Raw genomic sequence first — 13,837 nt, forward strand, 5'->3', positions numbered from 1 at the left:
AGTTGGCCGATCGTGGGACACGATAGAGGTATATATAGAGAGAACGCTCGCGGCAGGAGAGGCGCCGCGAGCGTTACGACGGAAATCAGAGAGACAAACCGCCCGCGAACACCAGAGCACCGGCCAGAATCCCCAACACCACGATCAACATGCACACACCACTCTCGAAACTGTTATCGAACAGCTTGTCGCTACGCGCCAGCTTGGCGCGAGCGAAAAACAGCAAACCCGGCGCATACAACACCATCGACAACATCAGATATTTCAGACCCGCGGCATAGATCAACCATAAGCCATAGCAAACGGCGACCAGGTTGAGCATACGCGCCATGAAACTGGCCGATGGCATCTGGTTCGACAAACGCAAACCAAAACCGGCACACAATAGATAAGGAATCAATGCCATCGAGGTCGACAGCTGCACCAGCGCGTTATAACCATTCTCATTGAAGTAGGTGAGAATCAGCATCACCGTGATGGCGACGTTGGTCAGCGTCATCGCATGCGTCGGCGCGCCGTTGTCGTTGACGTGACCGAAGATCGCCGGAATGGTGTTGTCGTCGCCGCGGCTGGCCAGGTACAGCATTTCGCCCCCCAGCATGGTCCAGGCCAACAAGGCGCCGCCGACCGCCACAATCAGGCTGATATTGATGATGTCGGCACCGACCGGACCCAGTACCCGGGCCAACACCCAGGCCATGGACGGGTTCTTCATATGCGCCAGTTCGCTTTGCGGGATGACGCCCAGCGACAGCACCGATACGCACACCAGCAGCACCATGGTCAGCGCGAAACCGATCAGCGTCGCCCGGCCGACGTCCGCCATTTTCTTGGCGCGCGAGGCGTAGATCGCCGCACTCTCGATACCCAGGAACACCCAGACCGTGAACAGCATGGTCGACTTCACCTGCTCCATCACGCTGCCCAGCGCCGGGGTGCCCCAGAAGTCACGGTTGAAGGTATGGACATTGAAGGCCAGCACCACGCACAGAATGAACAAGCCAAGCGGTACGATTTTCGCCACCGTCACCAAGGTATTGATCAACGCCGCGGAACGCACGCCTTGCAACACCATCAGATGCAACATCCATAGAATGGCGATTTCGCACACAATGGCCGCCGGGGTAGTGCCATTGCCGAAAATCGAGAACATCGGGAAGGCACCCAATGCGCTGAACATCACCACCAAGTAACCGGCGTTGCCGATCCACACCGAAACCCAATACCCCCAAGCCGCATTGAAGCCCAGGTATTCGCCGAAACCGTGTTTAGCGTAACCGTACAGGCCATCCTCGATTTCCGGCGCGTTGGTCGACAGCCACTGAAACGTCTGGGATAGCGCAAACATCCCGACAAAGGTAATCCCCCAGGCAATCAACATGGCGCCTGCGCCGGCGCCCTGGGCCATGTTTTGCGGCAAACTGAAAATGCCGCTGCCGATGATGGCGCCGACGATCAGTGATACCAGCGAAAATAATCCAAGCTGCTTTTCGTTTTCCATTGTCTACCCTTCGCTCTCGAACCGGCGTCCCGGCCCGCACCACACAACCAGCGGCTCGCACCGCTCTGCTCTTTAATTTATTTGGTCAACCTCAACTGGCTTAATTGCCCGGCGATGCTTTGAAAGTATTTCTTCAAATCCGCATTGCTCGGCGCGAAATAAGCCTGCTCGCTCACACAGCTCTGCAGCATCGGCATCGAGGCCGAGACGTCGGACCAATTGCCGAAGGCGATCGCCCAGATCTTGATACCCTGCGCTTTGGCCGCGTTACAGGCCGCCAAGGTCAGCGAATTCAGCGACGCGGTAGTACGCGGGTCGACCCCCGAATACGCGTGCGGATAGTAGGGACCGTACGGCTGATAATTGGCGGCATAGTTGCCGATCACATCCTGGGCGCTTTGACTGACGATTTCGCCGCTATAGGTCGTCAACTGACCGGTACCGGGCGAATTGAAAGTGTCGTAGCCGGGCGGATCGTTGACACCGTCGGTGATGATGATCATCGCTTTGGTCAAATAGGCGGTGCTGTCTTGCGGCAAGGTCGGGCTACCCCAGCCGAGTGCCGTGTTGGCGTTGCGCCAGCTCGGCGCCAGCATGCGCCATCCCCACAATACGCCGGAGGCGATATTGGTCCCGCCGTTCGGCGTCATCGAATTGATGCTGCTCTTGAGCGTCGAGGTATCCGACGTCAAGAAGGTCGTCGGCGTACGCGTGCAACCACTCTGTGCAAAGTCGCGATACATGATCCGGCCGTACCAGCTGTAACGGCTCACGTTGGTATCGTAATAAGCCGAGAACGGTCGACTTGACGGGTTAAGGAGGGCAGGCGGTCGCGACAACTGACCGCCTGTGCGCGGCTCGGTCATGCAGCCGGCCCAACTACTGCCGAACGGCAGCGAATTGTTGAGCCAGTTGAAGGGCACATCGCCGTTGGCGTCGCGAACCTTGACCGTATAGGTAAACGGCACGATGCCGATGTTGACGCTGGAGCCGCTCGCCGATCCCGACTGCAGATCGTCGATCAAGGAAGTGGCCGCGCCTTTGAGCGCCGACATCTTGCTCGCGCCGCCGCTGATCGCATCGTTCATCGAACCGGTGTTGTCGAGCACCAGCGAGAGTTCGAGATTGTTTTTCGGGATGCGGATGGCTTCGTTAGAGCCCGCTACCGGCAAGTCTTTTCTGACCATAAAGCCCGACACCAATAGCGGCAGTTTGCCGGTGGCATGCATGCTGATGGTCTGATGCGACGGCGCGTTAGCACTGGCCGGCGCATAGCTGACATCGATCTGGACATCCTTAGGATCCAGGATGCTGCCCATGTAGTCGGTCGGCAGATTGGCGGTGAAATAGCCCATGGCGTCGACCTTCCAGGCCGCCAGCTGATCCGGCGTCGGGTTGGTGGAAAGGTTGCTCAGATTGCGTCCGCCGGCCAATACGGCCGCATCCATGGCATCTTGTAGCCGTCCCTGTACCGTGGCCCAGCGCATGACGTCGATGGCACCCATCAAGGCCAGCAACAGTCCACCGGTGCTCAGCACGAAGGTCATGGAAACCAGACCGCGGTCATTGAAAAAGAGGTTGTTACGCATTGTCGATCCTACGGAGCTTGCAAGGTGTCGATGTTCTGGAAACGCGGACGGAAGTACACGCGCCGGTAAAACACCTGATTGACCGGTGCCGAGGGCCAAAAAGTGCGCGCGGCATTGAACGGACTGAAGTGGTAGAACACTTCGACGATCACGGTGTTGTCGTCTTTATTAAAAGAGAACCCCGCCGGCAGCGGATTGCCAGGGGCGACGCGGCTGACGTCCCCCGCCCCCCAACTGGGCTTGCGCTGCCAGGCAATGACCGGCGTGGGCGAAGCGCCGCCGCCATCCTTGACCACCGTGACAATCACCGTTCCCCGATGCTGGATATCCAACGGCTGCGCCACTTGCGGCGCAACGCTCCAGAACACGCCGATATCGTTGCTATCGGTACCGCTGGCGTTGTCGATCAGCACGGCCTTTTCCGCCACCAGATTGCCGAGCGAATAGGCGGTACGGTCGATCACGCTGGCGGTGCGGCAGTATTCGTACGCCTCGACCATGCCCAATAGCAGTAGCAAGTAGATCGGCAGCCAGATCACCAGTTCCAGCGTGGCGACGCCCCGGCGATCGGCGATGAATGTGCGAAGAAATGGATTCATGACTCGTTCTGTACCACGATGGTGCGTTGCAGACTGTACTGCTTGATATTCAAAAAGGCGGGAATCCCGGTGAAGGTCGGGCGCGTGATCTTGACCTGGTAGCGCACGATAGCGCCGTAGCCCCCCGCTCCACTGGCGCCCATGTCGCGATCCCAATGACCGTTGCCGTTGATATCGGTAAAAGGGCCGGTACAGGTGCCGGTCTTGGCATACGAGTCGTCGCCGCACGGTTCGGGCTGGCCGATGCTGCTGTAATTCGGATAGGTCATGGTCGACACCGTCAATTGCGACGGGCTCTGCAGAAATTGGCCGACCGTGCCCCAGATCGCGTTGTAGATCGCCTGATCGCGATCGACGCCCGCCGGCACCACCACGGTCACGCCGATACGCGATGCCGCGGAAGCGCCTCGATCCAGCGCAGCGTCCATGAAGGTTTCCAGGGCGACGTCGATCGCCCCCACCGTGACCACCAGCAGAAACGGAAAGATCAGCGCGAACTCCAACGCCGCCACCCCGCGCTGATTGCGCCAGAATGCCTTCATGGGCGAACCTCTTTGTTCGACTGCGCGGCGCTGTTGGCCAGGCGTTCGCGGACGGTTTGGTAGAACTGCAGATTGCGTTGTACCTGAGCCTCCGGCAATTCCATCTTCAACACCCGTTCGGCGGCATCGGTATTGCCCAGCAGGCCATAGCCCAGCGCCAGGTTCTGCTTGGTCTGCGCCGGCGCCGATGGGGTATCGACGATCTTCATCAATTCGGCGATGCCGGCCCGATACTGGCGCGACAGAATCAAGGACAGGCCCAGATCGTTGCGCAAGCCCAGATCCTCCGGATGCATCATCAGCCCTTGCGTATAAGTCTGTTGCGCCAGCTTGTAATGACCTTGCAGGTCGTAGGCCACACCCAGCCCCGTCATGGCGCGCAGATCGTCCGGTGAGCGTTTGAGGACGATTTGATAATGGGCAATGGCCTGATCGAGGTCGTGCTGCCGGATCGCCACCCGCGCCAATCCGATCTCGGCCACATCGCTGTTCGGCACTACGCGCGCCAGTTGCTCGAAGGTCAGCTGCGCGCGTTGCAACTCATTACTCTGGAACAGCGCCTCTCCCATGCCGGCCAGGGCATCCGGCGAGTTGGGATCTTTTTCCAGCATTTTCTGGTAGAGCGACTGCGCCATATCCAGGCTGCCGCTTTGCAGCGCGCCATCCGCCAAGCGTTGCTCGGTATCCCCCGGGCGCCCGCCAATCCGGCTGACCGGCGTCACGTTGAGCGGCGCCTGTGCACAGGCGGTCATCAGCCCCAGACTGGCCAACACTAGCGGCAGTCGCAGGGTACGAAAAAATCTCGGTGTATTCATTATTGATGCCCCGTCATGGCCATGAGGTTCATGATTGCCGGCCCGGCGGCGATCAACACCACGGCGGGAAGAATCATCAAAACCATCGGTATGGTGATCTTGGTCGACAACTTGGCGGCGCGCTCTTCCAGCCGCATCATGCGCGCGGTGCGCTCCGACTTGGCTAATTGGCGCAGCGCTTGGGAAATCGGCGTGCCGTACTGCTGCGACTGCAGCAAGGTCACCACCAGGCTACGCAACGACAGGCTGCCGACGCGCTCGCCGAGATGGCGTAAGGCCTCGCCCACATCGCCGCTCAATTGCAACTCGCCTTGGGTCACCGAAAACTCGTCGGCAAGCGGCGGGCAGATTTTTTCCAGCTCGCGCGACGCACGCAGCAAGCTGTTGCCCAGGCTATAACCGGCATTAGTACAGATCACCATCAAGTCCAGCGCATCCGGCAAGGCATGTTCGATTTTCTCTTGACGGTGAGTACCGACGTTTTGCGCATACAGTTCCGGCAGAATCATGCCCAGCATGAACATCCCCAGGAAAAGCAGCGAATGGGCGGTCATGGAGTTGTATTTTTCCGGCAGCGTGGACAAGAGCGACAACAGCGCCAGACAACCGCCACAAGCCAGCTTGCTACCGATCAGCACCGGCACCGCCATCGGCGAGCGCCAGCCGCCGCGCACTAGCATCTTGGCCATGTTTCTCTGTTGTTGCGCGCTGAACAACGGCAGCTTGTTTCCCAGTTGCATCAGGAATTGAGTCAGCGCCGGCTGCTCGGCGTCGTCGGTATCGACGCGATCCGGTTTGATTTCCACCGCATCGTTGACCACCTGTTGCAAACGTTCGCTGATGCGCCGGCCATCGGGTTTCATGCGCTGGCGCAAATACAGCAGCGCAGCCACCCAGACCAGCACCGCCAACAAGATATCGTTCAGGGTGAATGACATAGCGTTAGACCTTCAGATTCGACAAATGACTGATGAGGAACAGGCCTCCGGCCACCAGTACAATGGCAAGTTTTAAGATCACCAGGCCCGAGGCCGTGACGAACAGCGGCAGGATGTAGTCGGGATTGATGTACCAGAGCATGCCCATCACCAAGAACGGGATCACCCCGATCACCTTACTGGCTGCACGCGCTTCGCCGGTCAACGCGCGCGCCTTCATGCCCATATCGCAACGCACGCGAATGATCTGCGCCAGGTTTTCCAAGGTCTCGGTCAGCTGGCCGCCGGTTTCGCGCTGCAACAATAGGCAAACGCAAAAGAAGGAGAAGTCGGGCACCTCGATACGCGCCTCGGCCTCGTTCAGCACCTCCTGCAGATCGACCCCCAACTGCAGCGCATCCCCCATCAAGCAAAACTCGGTGCCCAAGGGTGCATCGAACTCCTTGCCGGCGGCGGTGATGGCCTGATTGGCCGGCACCCCGGCACGCACCGCGCGGATGATCAGATCCAGCGCGTCGGGAAACTGTTTCAGAAAGCGCTTTTGGTAACGCCCGATCATCCAGCGATAACAGAACATCAGCAGCAACACCGGATCGATCAGCAACAGCACGGGCCAACCCCAAGTCGACAGCGGCAACAACCAGGCTAGGCACAGGCCCAGCACCACAGCCAGCGTCAGCACCACCGCCACGAAAATCTGCGGCTTGCCGCCGCTGACGGTCAGCAGCCGTTCGCGTCGTTCCGCCAGCCAGGCGGCGATCGGGCTCTCGCCGCGCCGCAGGTCGCCGAACAAGGCGGCGTTGCTTTCCGGCGCCGGCTCGGGCGCCGCCTTGGGGGCTTCATCCAGACCCAACATGGTATTGAGGTGACCGCGCACCCGGTTGGCCGGCGTGTTGTCTTGCTGCTCACGCAGCCGGATCACCACGAACCCCACCAGCAGGGCGCCGAAGAAAGTCAGCGCGGTCCACAGATTGATCATCATTGAATTCATTGAGACATGGCCCTTATCAACAGATCCAGCAGCCACCAGTAGCTCTTACGCGGCTTGAAAGCCGGCCATTGGCACCAGCTTTTTGATGCGCGCGAAGGCAATGGCGCGAGATCCTCCACCAATTGCGATTCGGCTTGCACGCATGGGGACGTATCGAGATTCAGCCGCCCCGCGGACGCGTGGCTACGCCTGGCTTGTCGCCAGATCAGCAGCCCCCCCGCCAGCAACACGCCGAAAAAAATCAGGGCAGTCCACACATCGAGCATCATGGCCTTCATTGCTGCATGATCTCCATCAGCACATCCTGCAAGCCGTAATAGGCGGCGCGCGCCATAAAGGCCGGGCGCATGCGCGAGCTATCGAAACTGCCCACCACCTCGTCGCCCTGATGTTTGGCGTCGAGCTGGAAGCGGAAGAGATCCTGGGTGATGATGACCTCGCCTTCCATACCAACCAGTTCGGTGATGTAGGTGATGCGGCGCATACCGTCGCGCATACGCTCGACCTGCACGATCAAATTGACGGCGCTGGAAATCTGGCGACGGATCGAACTGAGCGGCAAACTGCCGTGCGACATCATCACCATACTTTCCAGACGGGTGATGGCATCGCGCGGGGTATTGGCGTGCACCGTGGTCATCGAACCATCGTGGCCGGTGTTCATTGCCTGCAAGACGTCGAAGGCTTCCGAGCCCCGGGTTTCACCCAGAATGATGCGGTCGGGGCGCATCCGCAGCGCGTTCTTCACCAGGTCGCGCTGCGAGACCTGCCCCATACCCTCGGCGTTTTCCGGCCGGGTTTCCAGACGCACCACATGCGGCTGTTGCAGTTGCAATTCCGCCGCGTCCTCGATAGTGATGATGCGTTCGCGCACGCTGATGTGCTGTGACAGCGCATTCAGCAACGTGGTCTTACCCGAACCGGTACCGCCGGAGATCACCACGTTCAGCCGGCAGGCCGAGGCGACCTCCAGCAAACGCGACATGGCCGCCGACATATTCCTCTGTTGCGCCATGCGCGCTAGCGTGATGTTGCGTTTGGAAAACTTACGAATAGCGATACAGGCGCCGTCGATAGCCAGCGGCGGTACTACCACGTTGACCCGGCTGCCATCGGCCAGACGGGCGTCGACCATTGGGCTGCTTTCGTCGACCCGACGGCCGACCGAAGCGGCGATCCGCTGCGCCACGTTCACCACGTGGGTGTTGTCGCGGAACTTCTGCGACACCAGTTCCAGTCGGCCATGACGTTCGACGTAGATCTGATCCGGGCCGTTGACCAGGATATCGGTCACGGTATCGTCCGCCAGCAGCGGTTCGATCGGCCCGACGCCGAACATATCGTTCAGCATTTCCTCGACGATCCGTACCTGATCCTGGCTGTTGAAACGCATGCGCTCGCGGGTGATCAGTTCGGCCACCACGCGTTCGATGTCGGTCTTGACCTGTTCACGCGTTTTGGTCACCGCCACCGAGGCGTTCATCGACCCCAAGACGATCGAACGGATCTGCTGGAACTCCGGCATGCGCACCAGTTGGTCCTGCGCCTCTTTGCGGCCAGTCGCTTGGCGCTCTTGCGCGGGTGCTTTGACCTCGGCGGGTGCACTCTCGGTGGGTGCCGGACTCGACGTGGCCGCGTGAGGCTGACCATGCGTCGGATGCGGTGTCACCGCGTAGTGGCGCGCCTTCTCGGCCTCGCCGGCATTCAGTTTTCGTCCAAACATGGCTTAACGCACCATCCGGCGGACTTTCGTGCCGCCGCCCCACAGTTGCGCACTCTCGGCTTTTTGCTGCACACCGCTCAAGCTGTCGGCCAGACGCGCAATGGCCTTGCCAAACGGCGATTGCGGCTTGACCGGCTCACCCAGGTTTTGCGATAGCGTTAGATTCGAGGCGTCGAAAGGCAGCTCCAGTGCCACCGGGCGCTGTGTGGCGCGGCCAAAGTCCTCAACACTCACCATGGCGGCGTTGGTCGGCCCGGTCTGATTGAGCAATACCGACACCGCGGGCTCGCTCTCGCGCGCCAGCACGTGCCGGGTCAGCCGGGTCACCATGCGCGCGGCATGCACGGTACGGTCGGCCATCAAATAAACTTCGCGCGACTGATCCAGCGCCTCCTCGGTCAATTGCGGGAGCCCGGCCCCAGGCCGGGAGGCATCGATCAGCACATAGTGGAAATGCTGTTTCAAGAGCTTGAGCAGATCGGCCAAATGGCCTTCCGGGATGGCGAAGCGGTCTTGATAGTCCAGTTCGCCGGACAGCACGAACAGGCGCGCACTGGCGCGCACCATGGTGCGCTCCAGATAGGCCTGATCCAGGTGATGCACGTTTTGCAGCACATCGACCAAGCCTTGGTTGGTCTGTTGTCCCAAAATCACATTGACCGCGCCGCCGTATAGATTCAGATCGATCAACGCCACCCGACGCTGCATCACCTCGGCCAAGTGGCGCGCCAAATGGGTGCACACCGTCGATACGCCGACGCCGCCACGCGCACCGACGAAGCTAAGAACCTTGCCGGTGCGCGCGCGTTGCAACGCTTCGGCGGCGCTGGGCGAAGAAGCGTCGCCCAGCGTAGCGGTCAACAAATCCGAGGTCAGCGGTTTGACCAGATAGTCGCGCACCCCCAGTTGCAACAGATTGCGATACAAGCCGACGTCGTTTTTGCTGCCGAGTACATATACCTCGATCGATGGGTCACAAACCTCGGCCAACTGAGCGAGCACCGACAGCGGCGCGTCGACGTCGGAGACGTCGACCAGCAGTTGTGCCGGCGGACGCTCGGCGCGGCGCAGAAAGGCGATGGCATGCGCCACCTTGCCGCGCATCACCAAGGCATTGGGCTGCATGCGATGCGACAAGAACGCCCGCATGGTGGCGGCATTCTGCTCATCGCTGATCACCGCCAGGAATTCGGCATGCGGCTGCGGCGCCTTCTTGCTATCGGTCAGCCCCAGTGAGTCCAGCAGGCTCATTGCCCGCCCCCGCTGACAGCGGTCGTGGTCGAACCGCCCGTCGTCGGCGCCTTGACCTTGTCATCGTAATAACGCTGCACCGCCGCGCCGCTGTTGGTCGCCCCCGGTCCGGGATAGCGCTTCGGATCGACCAGGTCCTGCGGATTGGCGATCATGCGCGCCAGGTTGTTGTAGGTGGCACAACCGAAGGCAACCTCCGGCCGATGCACGGCCTGCAACCAACCATTGTTCAGGTAGGGCTCGTCTTCCAGCTTGTTGCAGTCCGGGCCGATGGCCTGGCCATCGCGTACCGTGATCACCGTGGCATCGGGCATATGTGCGGTCTGATTGACGATGGAGGTGTCGTAAGCACAAGCCGTCAGCATCAGCGGCGCGGCCAGCGTCAGCAGGCGGAAAAAAAGTCGGGATGAAATCATGATGCGCCTCCGGAATCAGTAAACGTGACCGCTATTGCCGGCCAAATGCGGCGTCGCGCTATCGTAGGGGTCCAGCTTGGCTTGCCGCTGCAACGCGCCTTCGACATCGCTCGGATTGATCAGACTATCCAGCGGCGTCTGCAGCGTGCCGGGGCCGACCGGGCGCACCAGGTACGGCGTCACGATCACCACCAATTCGGTCTTGTTGTGTTGATAGTCGGTCGAGGAGAACAATTTGCCCAACACCGGCAGACGCCCAAGGCCCGGCATCTGCGACAACACGTCGCGCGAGTTATCTTGCAACAAGCCACCGAGCACCAGGCTCTGGCCGCTGGCCAATTCCACCGTAGTATCCAGGCGCCGTACGGTCAGCGCCGGAATTGTGGTGCCCAGGAGGGTGATGCTGTTGGCGGGATCCAACTCACTGACTTCCGGGTTGACCTTCAGCGTGATGCGGTCGCTGGCCTGTACCGTCGGGGTGAACTTCAGACCGACACCAAAATCCTTGTATTGCACGGTGATGGTGTTGCTATCGCCGCCTTGCGGCACCGGAATCGGATACTCGCCACCCGCCAGGAAGCTGGCCGGTTCGCCGGAGATGGTCGTCAAGTTTGGCTCGGCCAGGGTGGTTAGCAGGCTTTCGCGATCCAACATATCGATCACGGAAGTGCCGCGGCCATTGCTGTCGCGCAGAAGGCCCATGAACCCCGAATTAGCCGGCAAAAATGCAGTATCTGGCTGTCCGAGTGAGCCGGGCTTGAAGGCAGCCCGGCCACTGAACAATCCCGCGTTCTGCCCCAGCGCGGACCAGTTGACGCCGATCTGCTGCAACACGGTACGACTGACTTCGACCATGCGTACATGCAGGTTGACCTGGGTCGGGCTATTCAGACTGAGGCGATTGACCAGGTTTTCCTTGTCGCCGATATACGGTTTGAGCGTTTCCGTGATCGCCGCGATATCTTCGGCGCGGTTGACCGTGCCGCTCACCATCAGCGAACCCGGCGCGGACTTCAGATCCAGATGCAGGCTGGGGAAGCGTTGCGTCAGCACCTTTTGCAGCTCGGCCACGTTATGGCTGACCACCACACTACGCTGCAATAGCGGCAGGCCGGCGCCATCCAAGGCGAACACCGTGGTCGTACCGACCTTCTTGCCCAACACGAACACTTCGTTGGCGTTCGGCACTTGCACGTCGGCGACATTGGGATCCGACACGAACACCGTGCGCGCGACGCCAGGCAGGTGCAGCAGCTTGCCGGTACCGACGGCCAGGCTCAAATTGCCGTCCTCGTCGAGCTCGGCTTGCTGCATGCCGGCGCCCATGCCGAAAGGCAGCGAGCGCGCCGCCAGGCGGGCAGGCACCATCTTGCTGCCGGCCTTGCCCTTGCCCTTGCCGCTCGACACATCGAACGGCAGCGGATTCGGGTTCGGGCCATCCGCCAAGTCCTGAATCTTTCCCATTTTGCCGCCCTGGCCCTTTGCCAGTTTGCCGGCGCTCTTAGCCTGTGTGGGGGCACTCGCGTTGTTCATCCCGCCGCCAATGGATTTGATCGGCCCACTCTGCGCGACTGCACCGCTGCTATCGGTCTTGGCATGCGCATCGCTCGGTGCCGACGCGGCCTTATTGGTTTTGACGGCACCCTTGGCACCGGGCTTACGCACCTTGCTCGACGCCGCAGCGCCCTCGGAGGCCGTCTTCTTACCCACCGGCAACACAATCGGCTTCTTGAACGAGGCGGAAATCGCTTCGCTCTGGCTAGCCGCCTTGGCGGCTGGCACGGACTTGATGGTTGCCGTGGGGGCTGACGCTGCGCCCGCGCTGGAACCGACGGGCTCGGCATGCGCGGCAGTCATCGCGCTAAAGAGCCCCAGACAAAGAGACGCGGTCGTGAGCGGAATGTTTTTCTTTGCGAACATGAGGAGTACCCGCTTATTGCAGTTTGGTTGGAGCAGAATTGCCAATCGGCATCGCCAGCGGTAATGCCGCTGTCGGCGTCGCCGTCCCTTCGGTCGAGCCGCGCAACACGCGCACGGAACCACCGGTCGCCGACGGCGCCCGGTTAGCAGGTGCCGCGGGCGCAGCCGCCGGCTTTTCCTTCGGTTCGGCGCGTACTGCTTGCGAAATATCGCCAGCCCAGATCGGGCCATCCGACGGCGCGGAAGAGCTCCATTTCTTTTGCGCTTGCTGCATTGGGGCGCTGGCATTGCCATCGGCGGAGGTCTTGGCGAAGCTCTTCAGCGCCAACGACAGATCGCCGAGATGGGAAGCCACGGTCACCGCCTGCGCGGCGATCGGCGTGACTTCGAAGGTGATGGTGCGCGCTTGCAGATTGGCCTGCTGGCTATCGCCCTCCTTCGGGCGTTGGAAACTGGAGCCGACCGCAATCACCCGTAGATCGGTGGCTATGGTTTCGGCTACCACCGAATGCGCCGGCGATTTTTCGTCACGCAGGTTCTGCGTCAGCAACAGATCGACGCGGTCGCCCGGCTGGATCAGACCGGCATTGCCGGAGACATCGGTAATCGCCACCGACACGGCGCGCATCCCCGGTGCCAATGCGGCGGCCAGGAATTCAGGCGCATTCGGGCTGATCACATCGGTACTCAAAATCGGATCGCCTTCCTTGACCGCATTGCGTAGCAGCGCGCCACTCATGGTTTTGGCCGTGTCGCTGCTTTGTTCGACGGCGTTTTTGGGCAATTCGCTGGCGGGAATTTCCTTCCAGCTCAAATCGCTTTGCCGCAGCAGCGTGCCGATAGTCAAATCGCTGTGCGCAACCAGCACCTTGACCGGTGCCGCGACCTGATGCGCGGCGTTGTTGGCCATAAAAATGCGAACGCCGATGGCGGCGACGACCGCCAGTATCAGCAGGAGCAGAATATTTTTCTGGGAGGATTTCATTCGTTTTTTAACCCAACATGGAAGCCGTCATCCGGGGACTTGAATCAGTTCAACTGCGATGCGATCGCGATCAGGCCGCCGCAGGCCAATGCCACGCCATAAGGCAAACCCCGCTTAGCCGTCAGACAGCGCAGCGGTTGGCGCAACCAACGTGGCGTGCCACGCCGTAACCCTTTTTGTGCGGCAAAGCCCAGCAATGCCAGCAACAAGCCAAATTGCGTGATCCAGAACAAAGTGGCCAACGCCCCCTCAGGCCCCGCCCACAGCATGAGCACGCAAATCAGCTTGGCATCGCCGCCGCCCATCAAGCCTCGGGCAGTCAGCACCATAGCGAACAACAAAGTGACCAATCCGACGAGAAGATGCGGCAGCAGAGGGGAAGCCAGCGCTGGCGAAGCCAGCAAATACAAAGCGCCCAAGGCGGCCACCCATTTGTTCGGCAGCCGCCTGTGGCGCAGATCCTGCCAGGCCAAAGTCAGCAACAGCAATGTGCATGCCGCGGCGACCAGAGGAAGCAGGTAGGCGATCAGTCGATCGGCAAGCATAGACATCCGCCTAACAGGATCA

The 13,837-nt window shown here is 60.8% G+C and carries 14 protein-coding genes; all 14 read right to left on the reverse strand.

The window, feature by feature from the left end:
- Window positions 1–85: 85 nt before the first annotated feature.
- Window positions 86–1,501: a basic amino acid/polyamine antiporter gene (locus DFP86_RS07260; RefSeq protein ID WP_133679666.1), complete on the reverse strand. Its 1,416-nt coding sequence runs from the start codon at window positions 1,499–1,501 to the stop codon at window positions 86–88.
- A gap of 77 nt (window positions 1,502–1,578) precedes the next feature.
- Complete coding sequence (locus tag DFP86_RS07265) at window positions 1,579–3,090, reverse strand: TadE/TadG family type IV pilus assembly protein (RefSeq protein ID WP_133679668.1); 1,512 nt, start codon at window positions 3,088–3,090, stop codon at window positions 1,579–1,581.
- A gap of 8 nt (window positions 3,091–3,098) precedes the next feature.
- Window positions 3,099–3,689 carry a TadE/TadG family type IV pilus assembly protein gene (locus DFP86_RS07270; protein WP_133679670.1) on the reverse strand — a complete coding sequence of 197 codons (591 nt, stop codon included), beginning with the start codon at window positions 3,687–3,689 and terminating at the stop codon, window positions 3,099–3,101.
- Window positions 3,686–4,231, reverse strand: coding sequence for a TadE/TadG family type IV pilus assembly protein (locus DFP86_RS07275; RefSeq protein WP_133679672.1), 546 nt, complete (start codon window positions 4,229–4,231; stop codon window positions 3,686–3,688). Before DFP86_RS07275 ends, DFP86_RS07270 begins: the two co-directional genes overlap by 4 nt.
- Window positions 4,228–5,046 (reverse strand): tetratricopeptide repeat protein, encoded by an 819-nt coding sequence (locus DFP86_RS07280; protein ID WP_133679674.1) that lies wholly within the window; start codon window positions 5,044–5,046, stop codon window positions 4,228–4,230. Before DFP86_RS07280 ends, DFP86_RS07275 begins: the two co-directional genes overlap by 4 nt.
- Entirely contained in the window at window positions 5,046–5,984 is a 939-nt protein-coding gene (locus DFP86_RS07285; RefSeq protein WP_133679676.1) for a type II secretion system F family protein, read from the reverse strand. The genes DFP86_RS07280 and DFP86_RS07285 overlap by 1 nt, the downstream gene beginning before the upstream one ends.
- A gap of 4 nt (window positions 5,985–5,988) precedes the next feature.
- Window positions 5,989–6,966 carry a type II secretion system F family protein gene (locus tag DFP86_RS07290; RefSeq protein WP_166642185.1) on the reverse strand — a complete coding sequence of 326 codons (978 nt, stop codon included), beginning with the start codon at window positions 6,964–6,966 and terminating at the stop codon, window positions 5,989–5,991.
- A gap of 5 nt (window positions 6,967–6,971) precedes the next feature.
- Window positions 6,972–7,253, reverse strand: coding sequence for a hypothetical protein (locus DFP86_RS07295; protein WP_133679680.1), 282 nt, complete (start codon window positions 7,251–7,253; stop codon window positions 6,972–6,974).
- On the reverse strand, window positions 7,250–8,698 hold the full coding sequence (locus tag DFP86_RS07300) for a TadA family conjugal transfer-associated ATPase (RefSeq protein WP_133679682.1): 1,449 nt from the start codon (window positions 8,696–8,698) through the stop codon (window positions 7,250–7,252). Before DFP86_RS07300 ends, DFP86_RS07295 begins: the two co-directional genes overlap by 4 nt.
- Before the next feature lie 3 nt (window positions 8,699–8,701).
- Complete coding sequence (locus tag DFP86_RS07305; protein WP_133679683.1) at window positions 8,702–9,949, reverse strand: CpaE/TadZ family protein; 1,248 nt, start codon at window positions 9,947–9,949, stop codon at window positions 8,702–8,704.
- Window positions 9,946–10,365, reverse strand: a complete 420-nt coding sequence (locus tag DFP86_RS07310; RefSeq protein WP_166642186.1) for a CpaD family pilus assembly lipoprotein — start codon at window positions 10,363–10,365, stop codon at window positions 9,946–9,948. The genes DFP86_RS07305 and DFP86_RS07310 overlap by 4 nt, the downstream gene beginning before the upstream one ends.
- 15 nt (window positions 10,366–10,380) lie before the next feature.
- Window positions 10,381–12,285 carry a pilus assembly protein N-terminal domain-containing protein gene (locus DFP86_RS07315; RefSeq protein ID WP_208108255.1) on the reverse strand — a complete coding sequence of 635 codons (1,905 nt, stop codon included), beginning with the start codon at window positions 12,283–12,285 and terminating at the stop codon, window positions 10,381–10,383.
- Window positions 12,286–12,298: 13 nt separating this feature from the next.
- Window positions 12,299–13,270 carry a Flp pilus assembly protein CpaB gene (cpaB, locus tag DFP86_RS07320; RefSeq protein WP_133679685.1) on the reverse strand — a complete coding sequence of 324 codons (972 nt, stop codon included), beginning with the start codon at window positions 13,268–13,270 and terminating at the stop codon, window positions 12,299–12,301.
- A 44-nt stretch (window positions 13,271–13,314) separates the two neighbouring features.
- Entirely contained in the window at window positions 13,315–13,815 is a 501-nt protein-coding gene (locus tag DFP86_RS07325) for an A24 family peptidase (RefSeq protein ID WP_166642187.1), read from the reverse strand.
- Window positions 13,816–13,837 lie beyond the last annotated feature (22 nt).

This window comes from Paludibacterium purpuratum, from assembly GCF_004363805.1.
GTDB classification, from domain to species: Bacteria; Pseudomonadota; Gammaproteobacteria; order Burkholderiales; family Chromobacteriaceae; genus Paludibacterium; species Paludibacterium purpuratum.